Raw genomic sequence first — 24,407 nt, forward strand, 5'->3', positions numbered from 1 at the left:
TTGTTCACCTCGGTGGAGCGGGACGCGGTCAGCGCGTGCCCGTTCCCGGCCGCGCTGCCGTTCGCACTGGTGCTCATGGGTCAGGGAATCCCTCTCTCCCGGCGTGCTGCGGGCCAGGGTCGGCTCCCCGGGGAGCCCGCCGAGGCCTGCTTCCGAGGTTACTCGCCGCGCTCTGGCCTCGGCCCGAGTCCGGCCCAAGTGTGGGGTGTGCAGACCGAATGCCCGCCGGGGTGCCCTCGATCGTAGGGCGGATCCGCGCGCGGTCCGGAGTGACGCGCGTCTCTTGCCGCCCGCGGGGCACTGACCAGCAGTTTGCTCAAGGTTGAGGGTTCCCGGAATGTGGGAATTTGTGCGCGGCCCGGTTCAGCGGCCGCTGATGCGCGCCTTCATCGCCGCCAGCCGCTCGGCGAATGCCGGTGCGGCCAGCGATTCCAGCTGCGGGGTGAGTTCGGCGTCGACCGCCGCGGCGTGTTCGCTCAGCCCGCTCGTCTGCCGCATAGTCCGCTTGGTGGACAGCACGACCTCGCGGGGCGCGGCGACCGTCGGGGCGGCGAGGTCGCGGGCGGCCTGGACCAACGCGTCGTGATCGCCCTCGATCAAGCGCAGCGCGAACCCGACGCTTACGGCGGATTCCGCGGTAAGGGTTTCGCCGAACAACGCCATCGCGGCCGCTTGCTGCGGACCGAGGATTCGTTGCGACATCCAGGTCATGCCGCCGCCGGGGTGCAGGCCCAGTTCGAGGAACCGCGGGATGAATTTGGCGTGCGGTCCCACGAGGCGGACGTCGGCGGCCAGCGCGAGGTTCAGACCAGCGCCGACGGCGGCCCCTCCGACCGCGGCGATCGTCGGCAGGCTGCAGCCCGCGACAGCGAGGAAGCCCGCGTACACCGAACGCAGTCCTTCGGCGTCGGCCTTGCCGAGCGCGGTGAGGTCCGCGCCCGCGCAGAACGCTGGCGGTGCGCCAGTAACGATCACCGCGTGCACGCTCTCGTCCGCTTCGGCGCGCGCGACCGCGGCGGCCAGCTCGGCGGAGAGGTCGAGGGTGAGCGCGTTGCGGCTCTTCGGGGCGTCGACGGTGAGCAGCGCGACGCCCTGGTCGTGCTCGCTGTGAATGCGGTCGGTCATGGCCCGAGCATCTCAGGCCCGGGTATGCCGCCGCCGGTTAGAACCGTCACCTACGAGGGCGTCGGCGGGCGTTCCAGCAGCCGGGACAACACGACCGTCGACACCGTCCGGTCGATGATCTCCAGTCCGCGCAGCCGCTCCAGGGCGGTTTCCAGGTGATGGATGTCGGAGGCGCGCAGGTGCACGATCGCGTCGGCCGCGCCGGACACCGTGTACGCGGCGACGACCTCGGTCAACGGTTCGAGCCGGGCGCGGATCCGGCCGGGCGTGACGTTGCCCTGGCAGTGCACCTCGACGAACGCCTCGGTGCCCCAGCCGAGCGCTTCCGGGTCGACGACCGCGGTGAAGCCGCGCAGCACGCCCGTTTCCAGCAGCCGGTCCACGCGTCGTTTCACCGCCGGGGCGGACAACCCGACCACCTTGCCGATCTCCGCGTAGCTGGAGCGGGCGTTGGCCACCAGGCAGGAAACGATTCGCTGGTCGATGGTGTTCACACGCAATGTTTAGCACGCAGGTGCGCAGTGAACAGCGATTGATTGCGATATTAGGTCCACCTTAGCCTGGTTGCATGCAGGGAGAGGTTGTGCCGCCGCGGGTGCCGACGCCCCGCCGTTACCTGATGTGCCCGCCCCGTTATTTCGCCGTCGACTACGCGATCAACCCCTGGATGGACCCCTCGAAGCCGGTCAGCGCGGACGTCGCCGTCGCGCAATGGACCGAGCTGCGCGACACCTACCGCCGCCTCGGCCACACCGTCGAGGAAATCGACCCGCAACCCGGCCTTCCGGACATGGTGTTCGCGGCCAACTCGGGCACCGTCGTGGACGGGCGCGTGCTCGGCTCGCGGTTCCGCGCCCCGCAGCGCGCCGCCGAGGCGGAGCACTTCCGCCGCTGGTTCCTCGAACACGGCTACCGCGACCTGACCATGCCGGAGAAGATCAACGAGGCCGAGGGCGATTTCGCCTGGACCGGACAGCTGCTGCTGGCCGGCACCGGCTTCCGCACCGACCCGGCCGCGCACGCCGAGGCGCAGGAGGTGCTCGGCGTTCCGGTCGTGTCGCTGCGGCTGATCGACCCGCGCTACTACCACCTGGACACCGCGCTGTTCGTGCTCGCCGAGGCGACCGACACGGCGGCCGCGCAGGTCGTCTACTACCCGGACGCGTTCTCGCCGGGCTCGCGGCGCGTGCTGCGCCGGATGTTCCCGGACGCCGTCCTCGCCACCGCGGCCGACGCCGAATGCTTCGGGCTGAACGGGGTGTCCGACGGACGCAACGTCGTGCTCCCGGTCGAGGCGACCGACCTCGGCGCGCGGCTCGCCGAACGCGGCTACGAGCCGGTGTACGTGGACATCTCTGAGCTTCGGAAGGCCGGCGGCGGGCCGAAGTGCTGCACGCTGGAGATCCGCAAGTAGGTCAGCGCGGGTAGTCCGCGGGCTCGACCGCGCTCTGCTCCGGGAACAGCCCGGAGGGGAGCGCGGCCGGGTCGATCTTGCGCACGGTGAGCTCCAGGTTGGTGTACGTGTACCCGTTGTCCTTCATCGAGGCGGGTACGCCGAACTTCGAGAACGAGCAGTCGCGGGTGAAGCGGCCGGTCGCGGCGTCCCAGTCGAAGCCGCCGGTGCTGTAGGCGGTGTAGGTGCCGTCGGCGATCCCGCTCGCCGACGCGGTGGCCCCGGCTTTCACGTAGACCGTGAACACTGATCGCCTGCCGTCGGCGAGCGTCACTGCTTGGTCGGTGCCGGAGATGTTCTTGACGGAGATGGTGTTCTTGCCGCCGCCCGCGCCGGTAATGACCGTTTCGTTCGCGAGGCCGCGGTTCGGTTCCGGCTGAGGGTCGGGGAACAGCGGGCCGAGGCGGTAGGGGTGGGCGGGGTCGGCGGTGGCCAGTTTCGCGAGGCTGTCGCGCAGTCCGGCGACGGCTTGGTTGCGGCTCAGCACCGAGGTAGCGGAAAGGCCGCCGCACAGCTTGTTGTCGAACGTCGGGGCGATGACCTCGGGGAGGGCGCTGGCGCCGACCGCGTCGAGACTGGTGAGCAGGTCTCGGTTGGCGGCGCGAACGGCGTCCGGCGGCATAGCGGCGTCGAGCTGGCGGACGGCCTGGTTGATCGCATCGTTGAGAGCGGTGCCCGCGTCCCGGAGCGCGGTGGCTGTGGTCGCCTGTCCGAGCCGCTGGACGGCCGGGGTGATCGACGCGCCGATGTCGGTGAGGAGCTTCTGATAGCCCGCCGGGTCGAGCGGAGCCGTGTTGGCGGTGCTGCTCGGCGGGCTGACGCTGACCTGGGAGCTGAGCGTGGTCGCGGGGCTGCTGGTCGGGGCGCTGCTGGCCGCGGTCTCGTCGTCCGAGCGGTTCACCAGGGACACCACTGCGACGGTGCCGAAGACGACGGCGACGATGATCGCGGCGAGCAAGCGCGGGCGAGTTTTCAGAAGGTCGAGCACCTGCCGATTTTCCGGGCCGCGCGGCGGATCCGGGTCGGTATTTCTGCTTACTTCAGGACCCGGCCGAGGAAACCGCGCAGGTAGCCCGCGACGACGTCGAGGTGGCTTTCCAGCAGGAAGTGGCCGCCGTCGATCAGGTGCACCTCGGGGTCCTTGGCGTCGCGGGCGAAGGCTTCCGCTCCCGTCGGGCCGAAGATCTCGTCGCCCCGGCCCCACACGGCGAGCACCGGGACGTCGTGGGTGCGCAGGAATTCGTGCAGCCGCGGGTAAAGCGGGCGGTTGTTCTGGTAATCGCGGAAGAGCGCGAGCTGGATCTCGTCGTTGCCCGGGCGGGACACCAGGGCGTAGTCGTGCTCCCAGGTGTCCGGGCTGACCAGACTCGGGTCGGGGACGCCGTGCAGGTACTGCCAGCGGATGGCGTCGTAGCTCAGCGCGGTCCGGACGGGCGGTTCGGTGTCCGGACCGGGGTTCGCGCCGTAGGCCCAGAGGCCGGCCCAGAACGAGTCGACGAAGCCTTCCTCGTACCCGTTGCCGTTCTGCGTGACGATCGCGGAGATCCGGTCGGGGTGGTCGAGCGCGAGCCGCCAGGCGATCGGGGCGCCGTAGTCCTGGACGTAAACCGCGTAGCGGTCGAGGCCCAGCTGGTCGAGCAGGCCGGACGTGAGGTCGGCGAGGGCGTCGAAGGTGTAGTCGAACTCGTCGGCGCTGGGAGCGGCGGAGTGGCCGAAACCCAGGTGGTCCGGCGCGATGACGCGGTAGCGGTCGGCCAGCAGCGGGATGAGGTTCCGGAACATGAACGAGCTGGTCGGATACCCGTGCAGCAGGACGATCGCGGGCGCATCCGCGGGACCTGCCTCGCGGTAGAAGAGCTCCTGGCCGTCGACGGTGGCCGTCCGGTGCTGGATCACGGCTAACCCCTTTGCGGTTTTAATCTGGTTAGGTGCTCGCCAGGGAACCACGGTCGAGCTAACCTGTCAAAGGGTTCAGTCTGGTTAGGGAGCTTCGATGGACGTGCTCGACCTGCTCAACAGCAGGCCGCTGGTCAACGGCGAGGAACAGGACGCGCTCGGCGACCCGGCCGCCGGTCGGCGGTGGGCGCGCGAGCACGGCGGCGACGGGAGCGTCGCGGAGCTGGAGCTGCTGCGGGAGGCGCGGGATCTCCTGCGCGATGTCGTGCGCGGGGACCGCACGCCGGTCGTCTTGCGTCCGCTCCTCGACGGGGTCCGTCAGATTCCGGAGGTTTCCGCGGGCGGGCTTCGCTGGGAGGTCGAGACGCCGCCGCACGCCCGGTTGGCCGTCGAAGCCGTTCTGGATTGGGCGGCGCTCGAAAAGGATCTTCCCGGGCGGTTGCGGGCCTGCGCCAATGACGAGTGCCAGCTGTTCCTGATCGATCGCAGCCGGGCGAACCGCGCGCGCTGGTGTTCGATGGCGGCCTGCGGCAACCGGGAGAAGGTTCGGCGGCACTACCAGCGCACTCATTGAATCTTCACCCAAAGGTGTGAAGATGGCAGCTGTCTACAAGTGTGGACATATTCCGATTTTCCTGCGGCAGTGTTTTCCCTGTGCTGGAAGTGCGCTGTTGACCATGGGATCGGCCCCGGTAACTACTCCGTTTGCCAATCCGATTAATCGGGTACGGTAGTTCGGACGGGAGGCGCGATGATCACCTTTGCGGTGCACGGCATTGGCAAGCCCCAGCGATCCCTCGATCCGGGCGAGGACGAGCGGTGGATCACCGTGGAGCAGTTCGACGCGCTGCTGGACGTCGTCTCGGGGACCGGTGCGCAGCTCACCTTCGACGACGGCAACTCCTCCGACGTCGAGATCGCGCTGCCCCGGTTGGTCGAGCGCGGGCTGTACGCCGAGTTCTTCCCGTTGGCCGGCCGGGTCGGCGAGCGCGGGTACGTCGACCGCGACGGGCTGCGGCAGCTAGTGGACGCCGGGATGCACGTCGGGTCGCACGGCTGGGATCGGCTGGACTGGCGTCGGCTCGACGGGTCCTTCGCGGTGCGCCGCGAGCTGGATGAGGCGCCGCGATTGCTCGAGCAGCTGAGCGGGACCCCGGTGCGGCGGTTTTCGTTGCCGGAGGGCCGGTTCGACCGGCGGGTGCTGACGCATTTGCGCGAAGCCGGGGCGACGCGGGTGTACGCGAACGTCGGCGGCGTGCGCGGTGCGTCGTTGGTGCGGCCCCGGACGGAGATCCGGTCGGACCTGAACCCGCGGTGGGCGGAAGCGGTGAGCCGCCGTCCGCGCCGGTTCCCCGGCCGCTGGGCGCCTCGTCCCGGACGCTGATTCCTTCGGGGGTTCCGTTCCCGGACTGCTCGGTCCGGCGGGAAAAAACACCCTCTTTCGGCGGGTTGTGACCGCATCCCTTCGGCAGCATCCTGAGCGCGCGCCGCCGTAAGGAAAGTTTCCTAATAAACAGGGAGCGTCGATGCGGAAACTCGTCCTGCTCGCCATTCTGGCGATAGCCGCCGCAGTCCTGCCCACCGCGATCGCCTCCGCGGCGACCACCGCCCCGGATGCGGTCCAGACGGGCCCGACCGCGGACCAGATTCTCGCCAAGGTGGCCTCCTGCAAGCAGATCTCCAAGGGGAAGTACAAAACCGACGAGGACTCCGGCAGCGCGACCGTCCCGGTCTGCGACGCGGGCAAGGCGGTCTTCTGGAAAGCCGACATGGACATCGACTGCGACGGTCAGCGCACCACGCAGTGCAACGAGAACACCGACTGCTGCTTCTACCCCGACACCGCCTTCCCGCAATCCGACGGCAAACCGCTCAACGCCGCCAAACTCCCGTACATCGTCGTCCCCAGTTCGAGCAGCATCTGGAACTACGCGAACTCCGGCCTCCGCGGCGGCGGTTCCTGCGCGGTGATCTACAACGGCAAGGTCGAGTACGCGGTCATCGGAGACACCGGCCCGAACAAGATCATCGGCGAAGCGTCCTACGCGACGGCGAAGGATCTCGGCATCAACCCGGATCCGAAGAACGGCGGGGTCGACTCCGGCGTGACCTACGTGTGCTTCAAGAACTCGGCGGTGAACCCGATCGAGGACCACGCGGCGGCCACGAGCACCGGGCAAAAACTGGCGTCGGCGTTCGTGGGCGGAAACTGAATTTTCCGAATCTCCGGAAGGCATTCACTGCCCTTTCCGGACAACGGTGGGCAAATTCCCCTGCCGGTACGGCCGGATGGGGCAACCGCCGGTCCGGCGGAAGTGCGAGGCGGGAATCCGTGCGGCGACACGGGTTCCCGCCTTGTTATGCGGAACCGGTAACGAAGCCCGTCCGCGCTCCGACCAATGAGCAGCGAGCGGTCGGGCGGAGGTTCCGTGGTGAAGATCAGCGTCTTCGGGCTGGGGTACGTCGGGTGCGTGTCCGCGGCTTGCCTGGCGGGACAAGGGCACGAGGTCGTCGGAGTAGACGTCAATCCGGCGAAGGTGGATCTCGTGACCGCCGGCAAGGCTCCGGTGGTCGAAGAACGGATCGGGGAGTTGACCGCGGAGGTGGTCGCCTCCGGTGCGCTGCGGGCGACCACCGAGGTGGCCGAGGCGATCCTCGCGACGGACGTTTCCCTGGTGTGCGTCGGCACGCCGTCCGCGCCCAACGGGAGTCTTTCCACCGAGTACCTGCAGCGTGTTGCCGAGGAGATCGGCACCGCGTTAAAAGAACGAAAATCCTTGGGAAACAACGAGGTTCGGCACACGGTCGTCTTCCGCAGCACGATGCTGCCGGGCACCTGTCTCGGGTTGCTCGTGCCGATCTTGGAAAAGCACAGCGGCGGTACCGCGGGGGTCGATTTCGGGGTCGCGGTGAACCCGGAATTCCTCCGCGAGGGCACCAGCGTCCGCGACTTCTTCCAGCCGCCGAAAACGGTGATCGGCGAGTTCGACGCGGCCAGCGGCGACGTCGTGGCGAAGCTCTACGAGGGGCTGCCCGGCGACGTCTTCCGCGTGCCGATTCCGGTCGCGGAGATGACGAAGTACGCGGACAACGCCTTCCACGGCGTGAAGATCGGTTTCGCGAACGAACTCGGAGCGATCTGCCGTGCGCTCGGGCTCGATTCGCACCAGGTGATGGACGTGTTCCTCGCCGACCGCAAGCTCAACATCAGCCCGGCGTACCTGCGGCCCGGGTTCGCCTTCGGCGGTTCCTGTCTGCCGAAGGACCTGCGCGGGCTGGTCTACGCCGCGCGCCAGGCGGACGTCTCGGTGCCGTTGCTCGCGCACGTGCTGCCGTCGAATACCGAACATCTGCACCGCGCGTTCGAACTGGTCGCGCGGACCGGGAAACGCAAGGTCGGGCTGTTCGGGCTGTCGTTCAAACCGGGCACCGACGATCTGCGCGAGAGCCCGCTGGTCGAACTCGCGGAACGCTTGCTCGGCAAGGGATACGACCTCAAGATCCACGACGCCAACGTCAGTCTCTCGCGGCTGATGGGGGCCAACCGCGAGTACATCGAAAGCCGGTTGCCGCACCTCGGGCAACTGCTCGCCGGGTCGGTGCAGGAGGTGCTGGACCACGCCGAGGTGTGCTTGATCGGCACCTCGGACCCGGAGGTGCTGGCCGCCCTGCCGCACGGCAGCGGGCCGGTGCTGGTCGATTTGGTCCGCGTCCCGGACGCCGCCGTGCGCCGGGCGGAAGAGGGGTACGTCGGCCTTGCCTGGTGAAGGCTTTTCCGAAAACGACATCCTGCGGAACCGGGTCGCGCTGATTCTCGTGGAGAATCTGTCGGTGCCGTTCGACCGGCGCGTGTGGCAGGAATGCCAGACCCTGCGCGACGCCGGGATGACGGTGCACGTGATCTGCCCGCGGGGCACGAAACGGGACAGCGAAGCCGAGGTTGTGCTTGACGGCGTGCACATCCACCGGTACCCGCTGCAAGCGGCGACCGGCGGGCCCGCCGGGTACGCGCGCGAGTACGGATCCGCGCTGTGGCATACGTTCCGGCTCGCGCGCAAGATCGGCCGGGTCGACGTCGTGCACGCCTGCAACCCGCCGGACTTGCTCTTCCTCGTCGCCCGGATGCTGCGAAGACGTGGGGCGAAGTTCATTTTCGATCAGCACGACCTCGTGCCGGAACTGTATTTGTCGCGGTTCGACCGCGGACAGGATTTCCTTTACCGCGGCGTTTGTGCGTTGGAACGCGCCACGTACCGCGCGGCCGACGTCGTCATCGCGACGAACGAGAGCTATCGCCAGGTCGCGCGGATCCGCGGCGGCAAGCGGCCCGAGGACCTGTTCGTGGTCCGCAGCGCGCCGGTCGTGGAGCGGTTCCACGAGGTGCCGGTCGAGCCGGAACTCAAGCGGGGCAAGCCGAATCTGCTGTGCTACCTCGGCGTGATGGGTCCGCAGGACGGCGTGGACTACGCCCTGCGCGCGCTCGCTTCCCTGCGCGACGAGGTGGGTCGCGACGATTGGCACGCGGTCTTCGTCGGCGCGGGCGACACGTTCGACGAGATGGTCGCGTTGTCGCGCGAGCTCGGGCTGTCCGGACAGGTGGAATTCACCGGCCGGGTGTCCGACGAGGATCTGCTGCGCTATTTGTCCGCGGCCGACGTGTGTCTTTCGCCGGATCCGCTCAACCCGCTCAACGACGTGTCGACGATGAACAAGGTCATGGAGTACATGGCCATGGGCAAACCGATGGTGTCGTTCGAGTTGCGCGAGGCGCGGGTGTCGGCGGGCGAGGCGGCGCTTTACGCACCGGCCAACGACGTCGCGGAGTTCGCGAAGCTCGTCGCCGTGCTCCTGGACGACCCGGAGCAGCGGGAACGGATGGGGAAGCTCGGCAGGGAACGCGTGCGCGGACCGCTCGCCTGGGGCAATTCCCAGGCGGCGTTGATCAAGGCGTACGAGCGTGCGCTGGGGTGAGCCGGGTCGCGGTTCGAACAAGGTTCGGCCGGATGGTGTAACCAACCGGTGCGGTGCCGCGACGGGGTCAATGACCCGTGCGTGGGCCCGTGAGGGGAGACCTGGTTTTGAGTGACGAAACAGTACGCCTCTCCGTCGTGGGGAAGGTGGTGCGCCGGAGATGGCGAGCGTTGTTGTTGCTCGCGGTCGTCGGCGCGGGTGTCGGGGCAGGGGCTTCCGCCGTGCTTTCGCCGGGCTACGAGGCGCAGGCCAGCGTGTTGCTGCAGGGACCGCGGCAGCCGGACGAACTGCTGACCGAGGCGCAGGTGGCGACGAGTTCGGTGGTGCTCGACCGGGCGTCGGCGGCGCTGGGACTCGGGATTCGCGGGACGGATTTGCAGAAATCGGTCGCCGCGTCCGTCGCACAGGGCAACGTCGTGACGATTACCGCGAAAGGCTCCAGCCCGGAGCGCTCGCAGCAACTGGCCGACCAGGTCGCGGGCGAATTCGTGAAGTATTCGACGCAATTGCTCGGAAATTCCGCCGACCAGGCCGCGCAGCTCGCGCAACAGCAAAAGGAAGCGCTGCGGCAGCAGATCACCCAGACCAACCAGCGGATCCTCGATCTGTCGAAGGCCGTGGAGAACGGTGACACCGTCGAGGGAGTGCAGGCCCGCACGACGCTGCAGGGCTTGCGGACAGCGCTGGAGCAGGCGGTCAACAACCTCAACGCGGCGGACGCGGCGATCGGCGCGGGCAACATGGTCGTGCTCGGCCCGTCCGAACGGCCGTCTTCACCGTCCGCGCCGACGTTCCCGCAGCTGACCGCCGGCGGCGCGGTGTTGTTCTTCGTACTCGGGATTCTCGCCTACCTCTTCGGCGCGAGGACCGACCGGAGACCGCGCGGCGAAGGCGAAATCGGTGCCGCGCTGGGTGCTCCGGTGCTGGCGAGCGTCGATATCCCGGCGGCCTCGGAAGCGTCGGCGAAGTGGTGGCGGAAGGCGGTCGGGAACGACCGGCCGTGGAATCTGCCCGAGCTGCCGGCGTCGGCGGACGACGCGGCGCGCGAGGTGCGGTACCGCCGCGTGCTCGCGCGGCTGGGCGCGGACCGCGACGGAGTGTTGCGGCTGCTGATCCTGGTTCCGAAGGGAGACGCCTCGGCGCGGAAGGTCGCGGAACAGTTCGCGGACACCGCGCGAGGCGACCGCCTCCGGGTCGAGGTGTCGGTGGCCGACATCGAGGTGATACCCGGGGCGCAGCCGATCGTGCCGGACGGAACGGCAGGGGTGCTCGTGGTGGTGTCGCTCGGCTCGCGCAACGCGTGGGAACTGGTTTCGATCGCGGAGGCCTGCTCGGACGCCGGGCACGAAATTCTCGGTGCCGTACTGGCCCGGGAAGTGCACTTCGCCGGCGGACCCAAGCGAAAGCCGGTCGCGAAGCAGCGCGCCGGAGAGCTGGCGGGTGCGCGGTGAGCGCGGAACAGACCCAGCCGTTGGTCGATCTCCAGCGGCTGGTGGTCGCGCTGCGGCGCAAGCGGCGGTTCTGGCTGACGACCGCGCTGGCCGGGCTGGTCCTCGGCTGTGCGGTGGCGATCCTGCTGCCCGCGCCGCCCACCGCGGTCACGAAGATCATGGTGATCCACCCGGACGATTCGCCGACCGACAGCGGCACGCTGATGCGTACCGACGTCGCCGTGCTTTCGACGGCGAACATGGCCGCAGCCGCGCTGAAACGGATCAACAGCACCGAATCGCCGTCGGATTTCCTGAAGGACTACGCCGGGCTCGGGCTCACCAACAACGTCATGCAGGTGACCGTCAAGGCGAAGACCAAGGACGACGCGGTCGCGAAGGCGAAAGCGCTCGCGGACGCGTTCATCGCCGACCACACGCAGCGCACGCAAGCAGCCGCGACCGGCCGTTCGAAAGCGTTGCTGCTGCAGCGGGATCAAGCACAGGCGCAGCTGGCGGACATCGACAACCAGGCGGCCACCGAGGTCGCGAAGGGACGCAACTCCAACGCGGGTGCGCTGGAGCAGTTGTACACGCAGCGCGCGAACCTGGTGTCGAAGATCGCTGATCTGCAGAACCAGGCACAGCAGGCCGGCATCGGGTCGCCGGAGGTCATCGCCGGGACGCAGATCGTGGACACGCCGGCGATCCAGCCGGTGTCCAAGCTGAAGACCTACGGCACGGACGGAGGCGTCGGGCTGGCCTTGGGCCTCGCGCTCGGGCTCGCGTTCGCCGCGGTGACCGCGTTGGTCCGCGACCGGCCGGTTCTGCGCCGCGAAATTTCGCAGCACCTCGGGGCTTCGGTGATCGCGCAGGTCGGCGTGAAGCCGATCGGCCCGGCGAAGCTGTGGCGGCGTTCCCAGGCGGTTACCGAGTCCGGCCGGGTCGCGCTCACGCTCGCGCGGGCCGCGCGGGAGGACCGGGCTTCGCTGTCGCTGCTGGAAATCGGCGCGGCTTCGACCGCGGCGGAGCTGGCGGTGGAACTCGGCCGGTCGCTGGCCGAGGACGGGCCGGTGGTGCTCGTGGACGATCTGCCGGGCAAGGAACTGTCGCGACTGCCGGTGGAGGGGAACGTCCAGGTCGTCGAGGCCGGCGACCCCGCGGTGGCGCGGGCGGTGCGCCGGGTCGGGGTCGGCACGGCCGCACCGGGCACGGCGTGGACCGACCTGTCAGCGCTCGGCGCGGAGACCGTGCTGGTGGTGCGGGCCGGGTTCGCGAACACGCAGTGGCTGCACACCGTCGCGCGGCAGCTCGCCGACTGCGGCGTGCCCATCCTCGGCGTGGTGCTGGTCGATCCGGACCCGAAGGACCACACCGACGGCACGCTGTGGGACGGGCTGCACACGGCGTTGCGCGGGCGGGCGGCGGTGGTCGCGAGGAAACAAGAAGATCCGGTGGCCGAGCTGGAACTGGGCGGCGAGACCAAGCCGATCGAATGGCCGGGCAAGCGGGACACCGAACGCAGGCGCCGTCCGCTCGACCGGGCTCGTCCGCCGTTGCCGCACGAGCGGATGGACGTGGATCCGGACGCGCCGACGAGGCGGCTCAAACCCGTCCAGGAAAGCTAGGGGGACCAAGCGCATGTGCGGCATCGCGGGCGCGTACAGCTGGCCAGGCGGCGGCCCGCTCACCGACCGGCTCACCCAGTGCCTCGCGCACCGGGGTCCGGACGGCGACGGCCGCTACGACCACCGGGACGTCCACTTAGGACACCGGCGGCTGTCCATCGTGGACCTGTCGGAAACGGGTGCGCAGCCGATGACGGCCGAAGGCCTCGCCCTGACCTACAACGGCGAGCTGTACAACGCGCCGGAGCTGCGGGCCGAGCTTGAAGCCGCCGGGGTCCGGTTCCGCGGCACCTCCGACACCGAGGTGCTGCTGCGGGCCTGGCGGGAGTGGGGAACGGGCTGCCTGTCGCGGTTGCGCGGGATGTTCGCCTTCGCGGTGTACGACGAACGCACCGGCGAGCTGGTGCTCGTGCGGGACCAGCTGGGCATCAAACCGCTGTTCTTCGTGCGCCGCGGAGGCGGAGTCGTGTTCGCGTCGGAGCTGAAGGCGCTGGCTCGCGAACTCGGCGACACCCTGAACGTCGACCAGGCGGCGATGATCGCGTCGCTGCTGTATTACTGGGTCCCCGACAGCCGGTGCGCGTACCGGGAGGCGGAGAAACTGCCGCCGGGAACCTGGTTGCGCTTCCGCCCGGACGGCAGCACGGACACCGGGACGTACTGGTCGCTCCGCGAGGTCGCCGAGGAAGGCGCGGCGTATCGCGGCGAGGTCGACCTGCACGCGGTCGTCGAGGATTCCACCCGCAAGCACCTGCTGTCCGACGTCCCGGTGGCGACCTTCCTCTCCGGCGGCCTCGACTCCAGCTACCTCACCGCGCTGGCCGCGCGCGAGCAGCCGGGGATTTCGGCTTACACGATCGGCTTCCGTCCCGAGGACGCGAAATTCGAGGCGATGCCGGACGACCTGCGCTACGCCCGGATCGTCGCCCGCCAGTTCGGCGTGGACCTGCACGAGATCGAGATCGCGCCGGACGTGCAGGATCTGCTGCCGCGGATGACGCACCACCTGGACGAACCGATCGGCGATCCGGCGGCGATCAACTCGTACCTGATCTGCTCGGCCGCGCGCGAGGCCGGGGTCAAGGTGCTGCTTTCCGGGATGGGCGCGGACGAGCTGTTCGCCGGGTACCGCAAGCATCTGGCGAACCTGCTGGCGTTGCGCTACCGGCGGGTGCCCGGTGTGGCCCGCCGCGCGATCGGGGCGGCGGTCGACCGGCTTCCGGTCGCGTCCTCCACGCGCGGCTACCGATCGGTGCGGTTCGCGAAGCGGTTTCTGTCCTTCGCGGACCTTCCGGAGGAAACGGCGTTCCGGCGCAGCTACACCATGTACGACCGAACCGAGCTCCTCGACCTGGTCTCGCCGGATCTCCAGTCCGAAGTGGACGATGTGCTCACCGAGCACGCCGACGTCTACTACGACACGAAGCTGACCGACCAGGTCAACCGGATGTGCCTCGCCGACGCGCGAATGTTCCTGCCCGGCTTGAACCTCGCCTACACCGACCGGTCCACCATGGCCGCTTCCACCGAGGTGCGGACGCCCTTTGTCGACGTCGAAGTGGTGCGAGCGGCGTTCCGGGTGCCCGGCCGGGAGAAGATCTCCGGCCGCCAAGGCAAGGTCGCGTTGAAGAAGGCGGCCACGGCGATCCTGCCGGACGAAATCGTGTACCGGCCGAAAGGCCTGTTCAGCGCGCCGCTGCGGGCGTGGATGAGCCGGGACCTCGCGCCGCTGGTGCGGGAGGTCATCGAGGACGGCGTCCTGGTCGAGTCCGGATTCCTCCAGCGCGACGCCCTTCGCACACTGGTGGCCGAGGACGCCGCCGGGCGCGAGGACCGCGCGAAACATCTTTGGCACGTGCTGACCCTCGAGTACTGGTACCGCGGGGCGCTCCGCGGAGAGCGGCTAGGAGTCCAGTGAAACAGGTAGTGCAGAACTACAAGAGCGGCGAACTGGCCCTGCTCGACGTCCCGGTGCCGGCGTGCAAACCGGGCGGGGTGCTGGTCCGCAGCCAGTACTCGCTGATCTCGACCGGCACCGAGATGATGAAGGTGTCCGAGGCGGGGATGTCGCTGCTAGGCAAGGCCCGATCGCGGCCGGACCAGGTCGCGAAGGTGATGCAGAGCGTCGCGACGAACGGGCTGGCCGCGACGTATCGCAAGGTGTCCGGAAAGCTCGATTCCTATACGCCGCTGGGCTATTCGCTGTGCGGCTTGGTCGAGCAGGTCGGCGAGGGCGTCGACGACGTCGTGGTCGGCGACCTCGTGGCGTGCGCCGGGAACGAGCACGCGCTGCACAGCGAGCTGAACTGGGTGCCGAAGAATCTGTACGCGAAGGTTCCGGCCGGGCTTTCGCCGCGGCAGGCGGCGTTCGCGACGGTCGGCGCGATCGCGATGCAGGGCGTCCGGCGCGGCGAACCGCAGCTCGGCGACCTCGCGCTGGTGATCGGGCTCGGCCTGATCGGCCAGCTGGTGGTGCAGTTGCTGGTGGCGACCGGCGCGCGCGTCGTCGGCGTGGATCCCGACGCGCAGCGCTGCGAACTCGCGCGGGAGCTGGGTGCGCTCGCCTGCGGACATCCGGCGTCCGGCGAGATCGACCAGGCGGTGGCCGAGCTGTCCGGCGGACACGGCGTCGACCAGGTGTATCTCGCCGCGGGCGGGGCATCGAACGACCCGGTGGAGCTGGCCGCGCGGCTCGCGCGCGACCGCGGCCGGGTGGTGGACATCGGCAAGATCTCGCTGAATCTGCCGTGGAACGCCTACTACGAAAAGGAACTCGACGTCCGGTTCTCCCGGTCCTACGGCCCCGGCCGCTACGACCCGGACTACGAGCTGGAGGGCCGCGACTACCCGATCGGCTACGTGCGCTGGACGGAACGGCGCAACCTCGAATGCTTCCTCGACCTGGCCGCGCGGGGCAAGCTCGACGTGACTCCGCTGATCAGCCACACGGCCGACTTCTCCGCGGCGGTCGAGACCTACCGGGCGCTCAACGAGGGCGAGCTGAAGGCGGTCGCGGTGTTGTTCCGCTACCCGGACGCGCCGCCCGCCGAGGACGAAAGCGTGGTGTCCGCGGTTCCGGCGGCTCCGGTCGTCGAGAACCGCCCGAAGCCGTTGCGGGACTTGCGGATCGGGTTCATCGGCGCGGGCAACTACGCGTCGTCGATGATCCTTCCGCACCTGGCCGGGGACGAGCGCGTGCTGCTGACCGACGTCGTCACCACGTCGGCGCTCTCCGGGGCCAACGCGAAGCGCAAGTTCGGTTTCACAGCGGCCAGCACCGACGTCGACGCGCTGCTGGAAGACGACCAGGTCAGCACGGTGTTCGTGGTGACCCGGCACAGCTCGCACGCCGAGCTGACCCGGCGCGCGCTGCTAGCGGGCAAGGCGGTCTTCGTGGAGAAGCCGCTCGCATTGTCGGAGAAGGAATTGCGCGGCGTCGTGGACGCGGTGGCGGAATCGGGCAACAACCGGTTGCAGGTCGGGTTCAACCGCCGGTTCGCGCCGCTGCTGGTCGAGGCGAAGAACCAGTTCGGTCCGCGCGTCGGTCCGGCTTCGGTGCGGTACCTGGTCAACGCGGGACGGCTGGACGCGAGCAGCTGGTACAACCAGGCCGACTCCGAGGGCAGCCGGTTCGCCGGCGAGGGCGGGCACTTCATCGACACGGTCAGCTGGTTTCTCGGCAGCGACCCGGTGTCGGTCTACGCCACCGGTACTCCGGGCAACGACGACCTCCAGGTGCTGTTGCGCTACGCCGACGGCTCGACCGCGTCGATCAGCTACGTGACCAGCGGCAGCACGGCGTTTCCCAAGGAAACGCTGGAGGTGCTCGCCGACGGCAAGGTGCTGAAATTCGACGATTTCGTCCGCGCCTCGGTGTACGGGCGCAAGCGCTGGACCAGCTCGCGGCTGCCCAAGGCCCGCGACAAGGGCCAGCAGGCCGAACTGGACGCGTTCATCACCGCCCTGCGGACCGGTGTCGCGATGCCGATCAGCCTCGACTCGCTCGTGTCCACGACGCTGGCGACGCTGGCCGTGCACCGCAGCCTCGAAACCGGCGCGCCGGTGCGGTTGGAGCGGTGATGGACCCGTCCTGGTACCTGCGCCGGCTGTCCGCGATGGGTCCGGCGGAGATCGCCGGCCGCGTCGGCGACGTCGTGCGCAAGCAGCGGTGGCGCGGTGAACCTCAGCGGCGGCCGACCTGGTCGGCGACCCGGACGTTCCCGGCGTGGCCCGCTGAGCCGGAGGTGCCCGCGATCGGACGGGACCGGCTGGTCGCGGCGGCGGATCGGCTGATGGACGGGCACGCCGAGTACTTCGGCGTCGCGCGGGACGATCTGGTCGCGCCGGACTGGGCGTTCGATCCGAAGACCGGCCGGCGCGCGCCGGGGGACCGGTATTCGTTCGAGATCCCGTACCGGGACGAGAACGCGATCGGCGACATCAAGCAGATCTGGGAGCCCTCGCGGCATCAGCATCTGACTGTGCTCGCCGCGGCGTACCGGGTGACCGGCGACGACCGGTACGCGCACCGCGTGGCCGATCACCTGAAGTCGTGGTGGGCGGCCAATCCGCCGATGCGCGGCGTGCACTGGCTGAGCGGAATCGAGCTGGGGATCCGGCTGCTGTCGTGGGTGTGGGTGCGCCGGTTGCTGGACGGCTGGTCCGGTGCGCCGGGCCTGTTCGAGGACAACCCCGAGGCGCTGCGGCAGATCTGGCATCACCAGCGGTGGCTCGCGGCGTTTCCGAGCCGGGGCACGTCGGCCAACAACCACGTGCTCGCCGAGGCCGCCGGACAGCTGGCGGCGTCGTGTGCGTTCGACTGGTACCCGGAGTCCGCGAAGTGGCGCACCGACGCGGTCGGCTCGCTGGACTTTCACTTGCGGGCCAACACCTTCACCTCCGGGCTGAACCGCGAACTGGCCACCGAATACCACGGTCTCGTGCTGGAACTGGGCCTCGCCGCCGCGCTGGAGGCGGGTCCGCAGCTGCCCCGCTCGATCTGGCTGGAACTGCGTGCGATGTGCGACGCGCTCGCGGCCATTGTGGACTGTGCCGGACGGCCGCCGCGCCAAGGCGACGCCGACGACGGCTACGGCCTGATCGTGGACGGCCCGCCGACCGACCGCTGGCATTCGCTGCTGGCCACCGGCGACACGCTGTTCGGCCGGGCGGATTGGTGGCCGAAGCTGCCCGCCGACGACGTGCGCACCGCGTTGTTCGCGGCGCTGCGGTCCCGAGTCCCGCAACTCGACAACGCCCGCCAGCGGCCGGTTTTCGCCGACGCGGGCATGACCATCCTGCGCAGCGAAGAGGGTCCGGAGATCTGGTGTCGATGCGACAGCGGTCCGCACGGCTTCCTCGCCATCGCCGCGCACGCGCACGCCGACGCGTTGTCCATTGAGGTCCGCCACGACGGAGTCGACCTTCTCGCCGACCCGGGAACGTACTGCTACCACGGCGAACCCGAGTGGCGCGCGTACTTCCGCTCCACGCTCGGCCACAACACGCTGCAGCTCGGCGGTGTCGATCAATCGACTTCCGGCGGTCCGTTCCTCTGGACCCGGCACGCCAACTCGCGCACGCTCGCCGCGACGCCCACCCAATGGCAGGCCGAACACGACGGTTACGCCCCGGCGCTGCACCGCCGGACCGTCGAGCTGTCCGGCCGGACGCTGACCGTGGTCGACGAGGTGACCGGCGGCGGCTCCGCCAAACTCGCCTTCCACCTCGGCCCGCTGCTGGCGGTCGAGCTGAACGGAAACACCGCGCGGCTCGCCTGGCCCGGCCGTACCGCGACGATGGAGCTTCCGCCGCAGCTCGCCTGGACCGCGCACCGAGGCGAGGTGAACCCGCCGCTGGGCTGGTACTCGCCCGGCTTCGGCCGGCGCGAACCTTCCACCACGCTCGTCGGCTCCGGCCTCGTCACCGGACCGCTGACCACCGTGCTCCACCTGCCCTGATGCCGAGAGGATCCACCGTGCGAAGGACTTTGGTGCTGCTGCTGGGAGCGCTGCTCCCGCTCGCGCTGGCTTCGTGCAGCTCGTCCGGAGCCGCGCCCGCTCCGGCCGCCGGATCGACTTCGCCGCAGGGCCCGGTCGCCGCGGTCTGCGACCACGTGCCGCCGGGTCCGTCGACCGCGCCGGCCGGAGCCGTCCGGGTGGATCCGGCCGTGGTGGACGACCTGTCGGCCAAAACGAAGGACTCGCCGGCGGGCACGACGTTCTGGCTCGCTCCCGGCACGCACCGGCTCAGCGACGACGAGTACGCCCAGGTGCAGCCCAAGGACGGCGACGTCTATCTCGGCGCTCCCAGCGCGGTCTTCGACGGGCGGAAGAAGAACCGGTACGCCTTCGCCGGCCCGGCGAAGAACGTCCGGCTCGCGTCGTTCACCGTGCAGGGCTTCACCGCGCCGCGCGACGAAGGCGTGGTGAACCACGATTCGGCCCCCGGCTGGGTCATCCAGCACCTGACCGTGCAGGACAACGACGGGGCCGGGCTGATGGCCGGGCCGAAGCAGCAGATCCTCGACAGCTGCCTGCGGCGCAACGGCCAGTACGGCATGAACGCCTACTCCGGCACCGCCCCGGTGACCGGGCTGGTGCTGCGCGGCACCGAGATCACCGGCAACAACACCGGGAACTGGGAGGCCAAGGTCCAGGGGTGCGGCTGCACCGGCGGCATGAAGTTCTGGGCGGTGGACGGCGCGGACGTCGTCGGCAACTGGGTGCACGACAACCGCGGCACCGGTCTGTGGGCCGACACGAACAACAACGATTTCCTGATCGAGGGCAACCTGATCGAGAACAACGACAGTGCCGCGATCATCTACGAGACCAGCTACAACGCGATCATCCGCGACAACACGTTCCGCCGCAACAACCTGGTCGACGGCCGCGCACACGCCGACCGGGGCGACCCGTTCCCGTCCGCGACGATCTATCTTTCCGAATCCGGCGGCGAACCGCGGGTGAAGGCCCGCACGAGCAATCTGGAAATCTCCGGAAATATGCTGCAGGACAACTGGAACGGCATCATTCTGTGGGAGAACGCCGACCGGTTCTGCAACAGCCCGGCCAACACCTCCAGCGGCTCGTGCACGAAACTCGTGCCGAACGTCAGCACTTGTTCCGCGCCGGCGATCTCGAAGAAACCGCTGTACAGCGACTGCCGGTGGAAGACCCAGCGCGTCGTGGTGCAGCACAACCAGTTCACGCTCAACTCGAAGGCGCTCGGCTGCGAGGAGGCGTGCGGCCGGACGGGCGTGCTGTCGAATTTCGGCAGTTATCCGGACTGGTCGCCGTACCAGGGCGCGGTGATCCAGCAGGCGATCACGTTCCAGCAGGACAATTCCTGGCACGACAACGCCTATGCCGGGCCGTGGACGTTCGTCGCCCGCGAGATGAGCAACATCATCGGCATCGGCGAATGGCAGAGTGCGCCGTATCACCAGGACGCGAATTCCAGTTATCAGCCGAACGGGGGTGGCTGACGTGGCCGAACTGACCGCCGCTCTGCCCACCGAAACGAAATCGGTGCCGAAAGCGGTAAGCGCGGCCTGGGCGTTGCTCATCCTCAACACGCTCGGCTCGACCGGCGCGCAGACGGTGATCCCGTTGCCGCGCACGGTGATCCAGCTGGTCACTATGGGCGCGCTGATGACCGCGTTCCTGCTCGCCCTGGTGCTGAACCTGCGGATCCGGATCCGGCCGAGCGCGTACCTGCTGCTTCTGACCTTCCTGCTGCTCACGAGCATCGTGGCCAGCCTGCACCTGGAATCCGGCTACGGTTCGCTGTTCCGCTGCTTCCGGTTTTCGGTGTTCGTCGCGACCCTCTGGCTGCTCAGCGGCTGGTGGGACGGGTCGTTCACGTTCGCGCGGGCGCACATCCGGATGTTCGGCGCGGTGCTGGTGTCGGTCGTGCTCGGCTTGGCGATCGCGCCGGGCAAGGCGATGCCGGACATCTACGGCGGCCGGCTTTCCGGCGCGGTGTGGCCGCTGACGCCGCCGCAGGTCGGCCAGTACGCGGCGGTGATCGCCGGGCTCGCGGTGCTGATGTGGCTCGGCAAGCGGACGGACGCCAAGAGCGCGCTGATCGTCGTCGTGCCCTCGCTCGGGGTGCTGCTGCTCACGCACACCCGCACCGCGACGCTCGGGCTCGTCGCCGGACTGATCGTCGCGTTGCTGTCGCAGGGGCTGGTCAGCGCGCGGGCGCGGAAGGTGTTCGCCGGGATCGTGCTCGTGGCCGGTTTCGCCGCGGTGGTGCTGGGCGGCCTGCTGCAGACGTGGTTCCTGCGCGGCCAGAGCACCGACGACTTCTCCAGTCTGACCGGCCGCGCGAAGGTGTGGGACGCGCTGCTGTCCGCGCCCCGGACCGGATTCGAGTACATCTTCGGCGTCGGCCTCACCGACAAGTCCTACGACGGTCTGCCGATCGACAACAGCTGGCTGGCGATCTACCACGAGCAGGGGTTCGTCGGCATCGGGATCGTCGCCGCGATCCTGCTGGTGCTGGTCGCGATCGCGGTGCTCCGCCCGCCGTCGCTGTCCCGGGCTTGCGCGATCTTCCTGATCGCCTACTGCATTTCCGCGTCCTACACCGAAGCCGGGCTCGGCGACGCGTCGCCGTATCTGCTGCATCTGGCGGTCGCCGCGTCGTTGCTGGCCGCAGGCGAGGCTCCAGTGAGGGAGAAGCTGGCGTGAGGGTTTTGGTGGTGCACAACCGCTATCGGTCGGAGCAGCCGAGCGGCGAGAACAACGTGGTCGACGCCGAGGTCGCGCTGCTGGCCTCGGCCGGGATCGACGTACAGCGGTTCGAGCGGCACAGCGACGACATCGCCTTGATGCCGTTGGCACGCAAGGCGTTGGTGCCGCTGCAGGTGCCGTGGAACCGCGCGTCGCGGACGGCGTTGCGAGCGCAGTTGCGGCGGGAGAGGCCCGACGTCGTGCACGTTCACAACACCTTCCCGCTCTTGTCGCCGTCGGTGCTGGCCGCGTGTGCCGACGAGCGCGTGCCGGTGGTCGCGACCCTGCACAACTACGGCCTCGTCTGCCCGCCCGGCACGCTCTACCGCGACGGCCGGATCTGCACCGACTGCGTCGGCGGCCTGCCGGTCCCCGCGGTCCGGCACGGCTGCTACCGCGATTCGGCCGCGGCGACCGTGCCGATGGCGGTGAACCTGCTGGTCAACCGGGATCGCTGGCGGACCGGCGTGACCCGGTTCTTCTGCATTTCCGACGCCCAGCGCCGCCTTCTCGTGGACGCGGGCCTGCCGGCGGAGCGCATGACCGTGAAGCACAACTTCGTCCCGGACGAGGGGCGACTGCGTGTCGGCGAGGGCGAACACCTGCTGTTCCTGGGACGGCTCACCGAGGAGAAAGGAATCCCGCTGCTCAAAGCAGCGTGGGAGCAGTACTCCGGCAAGCTGCCGTTGCTGATCGCCGGGACCGGACCGCTGTCCGACGACGTCGCGGCCTGGGCGTCCGCGCGCGAGGACGTGTCCTATGTGGGCCTGCAAGACCGCGCTTCGTGCCACGAACTGATCGCGCGAGCGGCGGCGGTCGTGGTGCCGTCGACGTGGCTGGAGGCGTTCGGGCTCGTGGTGGTGGAGGCGATGGCGGCCGGGGTGCCGACGGTCGCGCCCGCCCACGGAGCGTTCGAGGAACTGGTCACCGACGGCGTCACCGGCTTGCTGCACACCCCCGGCGACGCGGCGGCGCTCGCTGACTCGCTTCGCGAGGTCGCCGACGCCGAGTTGAACCAGAAGATGGGCGAGGCCGCGCGCCAGCGGTACGAGGCGGACTTCACCCCGGAAGCGGGGCTGAAACGGCTCCTCGAAGGCTACGAGGAAGCGATCTCCGCGGTATGAACGAAGCTGTGCGCGACCGGCTGAAGACCTCGCCCAGGGCGCTTCCGATCGTTCTGCGCACGCCGTCGCTGGTCCTGGCCGTGCTCGGCTTCCTGACAGTGGTCGCGCTGGGGCTGCGCTTCGCCGGGCACTCGGTGCCGAGCGCGTTCGACGCCCCGCTCCTGCCCGGCCCGGACCTCGTTCCCGATCCGTGGTGGTACTTCGCGACGGCGATCGACTTCTGCGGCGAACCGCTGGGCGCGGTACTGATCCTCCTCCTGGTGATCGGCGGGTGCCTGCTGACCCGTCGGCCGCGGACGGCGGTGCTGGCGGTGGTCGGCTGCGGGCTGACCGTCGCGGTGACGTCCGTGCTGAAACCGCTGACCGGCCGGACGATTCACGGCAGCTATCTGTCGTTCCCCAGCGGCCACACCGCTTTCGCGACCGCGTTGGCGTTGCTCGGGGCTTACGCCCTGGCCGGTCGGTTGAGCCGGGGTGCCGCGGTGGCGTGGTTGCTCGGGCTTGCGTTGGTGTCCGGGTTCCTGATGGCGTGGGCCGAGGTCGGGCTGGGCGCGCATTACCCGACCGACACGATCGGCGGCTTCGCGGCGGCGCTGGCGGTCATGCCGGTCACCGCCTACTGGATCGACCGACTCGCCACCCGCGGCTGACTGTCCGTGAAGGGCTCCTTGAAGGAATCAGATTCCCTCAAGGAGCCCTTCACGGACTTTGGCAAGGGCGAGCTAAGCCTTCCGGCGGAACACCGGTTTGACCGGACGTCCGCCCAGCCACGGCGACGGATCCCCGGCCTCCAGCGCCTTCCGGTACACCACGCAGGCCGACGCGACCGCCTCCACGGTCCGGTCGATGTCCTCCTCCGTCATCGCCGCACTGACCACAAAGGACGGAGCGAGCACCCCGTTCTCCAGCAGGCAGCGCAGGAACAGCGTCCGATACTCCTGCGAGGGCTGGCCGTCCGCGTCGAGAGTCGCGAACACGAGGTTGCTGTCCCGTCCCCGCACCAACACTCGTTCGGAAAGCCCGTGCGCAGCCGCCGCCTCGGTCACGCCAGCCGCCAACCGCGCGCCGAGCGCGTGCAGCCGAGCCGTCACGCCCTCCGCCGCGTAGACGTCGATGACCGCCATGGCAGCAGCCAACGCCGTTGTCTCCGCGCCGTGCGTCGAAGACAGCAGGAACACCCGGTCCCGCGAATCGCGCAGGCCGCCCAGCTCCATCAAATCCCGCCGACCAGCCAGTGCGGCCACCGCGAAGCCGTTGCCGAGCGCTTTGCCGAACGTCGAGAGATCCGGCGTCACGCCGTACAGGCCCTGCGCGCCGTGTTCGGAGTACCGGAACCCGGTGATCATCTCGTCGAAGATCACCACCGTGCCGTGCTGATGCGCGAGTTCGAGCAGCCCGGCGAGATAGCCGTCCGGCGGGGCCACCCCCTTGGTCGGTTCCAGGATCAGGCACGCCACCTGTCCGTGGTACTGGCGCAGCACCTGTTCGGTCGCCGGGAGATCGCCGTACGGGAAGGGCACGGTCATCGCCATGGTCGCGGCGGGGATTCCGGCGGACATCGGGGTGGTGCCGATGAACCAGTCGTCGGTGGAGAAGAACGCGTGGTCGGCGCACTGGGCGACCAGCGGCCGGCCGGTGGCGGCGCGGGCGAGCCGGACGGCCGCGCTCGTCGCGTCGGAGCCGTTCTTCGCGAACTTCACCATCTCCGCGGTCGGCACGGTCGCCAGGAACTGCTCCGCCGCTTCGAGCTCCACGATGGACGGACGAACGAAGTTGCTTCCCCGTTCGAGCACGTCGCGTACCGCCGATGTCACACGCGGATGCACGTGGCCGAGGCTGACCGCGCGCAGGCCGGAACCGTATTCAAGGTACTGGTTGCCGTCGACGTCCCAGACGTACGCGCCGCGGCCGTGCGAGATGACCGGCGCGAGATGTTCCGGGTATTGATCCTCGCCTTTGGCGTAGGTGTGCGCGCCGCCGGGGATGGCGCGGTGCAGGCGTTCGTTCGCGATTCGGGAGAGTGGCAGGTCCATGACGGG

General features: G+C 69.4%; 20 protein-coding genes. 15 read left to right on the forward strand and 5 right to left on the reverse strand.

Annotated features, from left to right (window positions below; genetic code table 11):
- Positions 1-363: 363 nt before the first annotated feature.
- On the reverse strand, positions 364-1,125 hold the full coding sequence (locus H5411_RS10770) for an enoyl-CoA hydratase (RefSeq protein WP_183123705.1): 762 nt from the start codon (positions 1,123-1,125) through the stop codon (positions 364-366).
- A 50-nt stretch (positions 1,126-1,175) separates the two neighbouring features.
- Positions 1,176-1,619: an Lrp/AsnC family transcriptional regulator gene (locus H5411_RS10775; RefSeq protein WP_037360062.1), complete on the reverse strand. Its 444-nt coding sequence runs from the start codon at positions 1,617-1,619 to the stop codon at positions 1,176-1,178.
- Between the two features lie 74 nt (positions 1,620-1,693).
- Here H5411_RS10775 and ddaH point away from each other — a divergent pair, with 74 nt between their 5' ends.
- The gene (ddaH, locus tag H5411_RS10780; RefSeq protein WP_246368911.1) at positions 1,694-2,539 is read left to right on the forward strand and encodes a dimethylargininase; all 846 of its coding nucleotides are present in this window, start codon (positions 1,694-1,696) and stop codon (positions 2,537-2,539) included.
- Between the two features lies 1 nt (position 2,540).
- Here the strand turns inward: ddaH and H5411_RS10785 are convergent, their stop codons facing one another.
- Together H5411_RS10785 and H5411_RS10790 are read right to left on the reverse strand one after the other, a co-directional pair.
- Entirely contained in the window at positions 2,541-3,566 is a 1,026-nt protein-coding gene (locus tag H5411_RS10785; protein ID WP_183123706.1) for a hypothetical protein, read from the reverse strand.
- 47 nt (positions 3,567-3,613) lie between these two features.
- Positions 3,614-4,471: an alpha/beta hydrolase gene (locus H5411_RS10790; protein WP_312878118.1), complete on the reverse strand. Its 858-nt coding sequence runs from the start codon at positions 4,469-4,471 to the stop codon at positions 3,614-3,616.
- A gap of 100 nt (positions 4,472-4,571) precedes the next feature.
- Between H5411_RS10790 and H5411_RS10795 the strand changes: the two genes are divergently transcribed.
- The 14 genes from H5411_RS10795 (at position 4,572) to H5411_RS10860 (ending at position 23,018) form a co-directional block, all read left to right on the forward strand.
- Positions 4,572-5,048: a CGNR zinc finger domain-containing protein gene (locus H5411_RS10795; protein WP_183123707.1), complete on the forward strand. Its 477-nt coding sequence runs from the start codon at positions 4,572-4,574 to the stop codon at positions 5,046-5,048.
- A gap of 177 nt (positions 5,049-5,225) precedes the next feature.
- Positions 5,226-5,858, forward strand: coding sequence for a polysaccharide deacetylase family protein (locus H5411_RS10800; protein ID WP_101436109.1), 633 nt, complete (start codon positions 5,226-5,228; stop codon positions 5,856-5,858).
- Between the two features lie 142 nt (positions 5,859-6,000).
- Complete coding sequence (locus tag H5411_RS10805) at positions 6,001-6,687, forward strand: glycoside hydrolase family 75 protein (protein WP_183123708.1); 687 nt, start codon at positions 6,001-6,003, stop codon at positions 6,685-6,687.
- A gap of 219 nt (positions 6,688-6,906) precedes the next feature.
- The gene (locus H5411_RS10810) at positions 6,907-8,241 is read left to right on the forward strand and encodes a nucleotide sugar dehydrogenase (protein WP_101440837.1); all 1,335 of its coding nucleotides are present in this window, start codon (positions 6,907-6,909) and stop codon (positions 8,239-8,241) included.
- A 130-nt stretch (positions 8,242-8,371) separates the two neighbouring features.
- Positions 8,372-9,445, forward strand: coding sequence for a glycosyltransferase family 4 protein (locus H5411_RS10815; protein ID WP_376772125.1), 1,074 nt, complete (start codon positions 8,372-8,374; stop codon positions 9,443-9,445).
- Between the two features lie 107 nt (positions 9,446-9,552).
- Entirely contained in the window at positions 9,553-10,896 is a 1,344-nt protein-coding gene (locus H5411_RS10820; RefSeq protein WP_183123709.1) for a YveK family protein, read from the forward strand.
- Entirely contained in the window at positions 10,893-12,503 is a 1,611-nt protein-coding gene (locus H5411_RS10825) for a Wzz/FepE/Etk N-terminal domain-containing protein (RefSeq protein ID WP_101436106.1), read from the forward strand. Before H5411_RS10820 ends, H5411_RS10825 begins: the two co-directional genes overlap by 4 nt.
- Positions 12,504-12,516: 13 nt before the next feature.
- A complete protein-coding gene (asnB, locus tag H5411_RS10830; protein ID WP_183123710.1) occupies positions 12,517-14,421 on the forward strand; it encodes an asparagine synthase (glutamine-hydrolyzing) in 1,905 nt (634 codons plus the stop codon).
- The gene (locus H5411_RS10835) at positions 14,418-16,583 is read left to right on the forward strand and encodes a bi-domain-containing oxidoreductase (RefSeq protein ID WP_183123711.1); all 2,166 of its coding nucleotides are present in this window, start codon (positions 14,418-14,420) and stop codon (positions 16,581-16,583) included. Before asnB ends, H5411_RS10835 begins: the two co-directional genes overlap by 4 nt.
- On the forward strand, positions 16,583-18,463 hold the full coding sequence (locus H5411_RS10840; RefSeq protein WP_183123712.1) for a heparinase II/III family protein: 1,881 nt from the start codon (positions 16,583-16,585) through the stop codon (positions 18,461-18,463). Before H5411_RS10835 ends, H5411_RS10840 begins: the two co-directional genes overlap by 1 nt.
- Positions 18,463-19,992, forward strand: coding sequence for a right-handed parallel beta-helix repeat-containing protein (locus tag H5411_RS10845; protein WP_183123713.1), 1,530 nt, complete (start codon positions 18,463-18,465; stop codon positions 19,990-19,992). The genes H5411_RS10840 and H5411_RS10845 overlap by 1 nt, the downstream gene beginning before the upstream one ends.
- A 10-nt stretch (positions 19,993-20,002) precedes the next feature.
- A complete protein-coding gene (locus H5411_RS10850; RefSeq protein ID WP_183123728.1) occupies positions 20,003-21,202 on the forward strand; it encodes an O-antigen ligase family protein in 1,200 nt (399 codons plus the stop codon).
- Positions 21,199-22,368 carry a glycosyltransferase family 4 protein gene (locus tag H5411_RS10855; protein ID WP_183123714.1) on the forward strand — a complete coding sequence of 390 codons (1,170 nt, stop codon included), beginning with the start codon at positions 21,199-21,201 and terminating at the stop codon, positions 22,366-22,368. Before H5411_RS10850 ends, H5411_RS10855 begins: the two co-directional genes overlap by 4 nt.
- Complete coding sequence (locus H5411_RS10860; RefSeq protein ID WP_220816792.1) at positions 22,365-23,018, forward strand: phosphatase PAP2 family protein; 654 nt, start codon at positions 22,365-22,367, stop codon at positions 23,016-23,018. Before H5411_RS10855 ends, H5411_RS10860 begins: the two co-directional genes overlap by 4 nt.
- Before the next feature lie 72 nt (positions 23,019-23,090).
- Here H5411_RS10860 and H5411_RS10865 read toward each other — a convergent pair whose 3' ends face one another.
- On the reverse strand, positions 23,091-24,401 hold the full coding sequence (locus H5411_RS10865; protein ID WP_101436100.1) for a glutamate-1-semialdehyde 2,1-aminomutase: 1,311 nt from the start codon (positions 24,399-24,401) through the stop codon (positions 23,091-23,093).
- Positions 24,402-24,407 lie beyond the last annotated feature (6 nt).

Origin of the sequence: Amycolatopsis echigonensis (genome assembly GCF_014174495.1) — a bacterium.
Lineage (GTDB): Bacteria > Actinomycetota > Actinomycetes > Mycobacteriales > Pseudonocardiaceae > Amycolatopsis > Amycolatopsis echigonensis.

Coding starts and splice junctions, on each gene's coding strand:
- H5411_RS10770 (WP_183123705.1), bottom strand. CDS start 1,125: ATGACCGACCGCATTCACAGCGAGCACGACCAGGGCGTCGCGCTGCTC.
- ddaH (WP_246368911.1), top strand. CDS start 1,694: ATGCAGGGAGAGGTTGTGCCGCCGCGGGTGCCGACGCCCCGCCGTTAC.
- H5411_RS10795 (WP_183123707.1), top strand. CDS start 4,572: ATGGACGTGCTCGACCTGCTCAACAGCAGGCCGCTGGTCAACGGCGAG.
- H5411_RS10800 (WP_101436109.1), top strand. CDS start 5,226: ATGATCACCTTTGCGGTGCACGGCATTGGCAAGCCCCAGCGATCCCTC.
- H5411_RS10805 (WP_183123708.1), top strand. CDS start 6,001: ATGCGGAAACTCGTCCTGCTCGCCATTCTGGCGATAGCCGCCGCAGTC.
- asnB (WP_183123710.1), top strand. CDS start 12,517: ATGTGCGGCATCGCGGGCGCGTACAGCTGGCCAGGCGGCGGCCCGCTC.
- H5411_RS10840 (WP_183123712.1), top strand. CDS start 16,583: ATGGACCCGTCCTGGTACCTGCGCCGGCTGTCCGCGATGGGTCCGGCG.
- H5411_RS10845 (WP_183123713.1), top strand. CDS start 18,463: ATGCCGAGAGGATCCACCGTGCGAAGGACTTTGGTGCTGCTGCTGGGA.
- H5411_RS10860 (WP_220816792.1), top strand. CDS start 22,365: ATGAACGAAGCTGTGCGCGACCGGCTGAAGACCTCGCCCAGGGCGCTT.
- H5411_RS10865 (WP_101436100.1), bottom strand. CDS start 24,401: ATGGACCTGCCACTCTCCCGAATCGCGAACGAACGCCTGCACCGCGCC.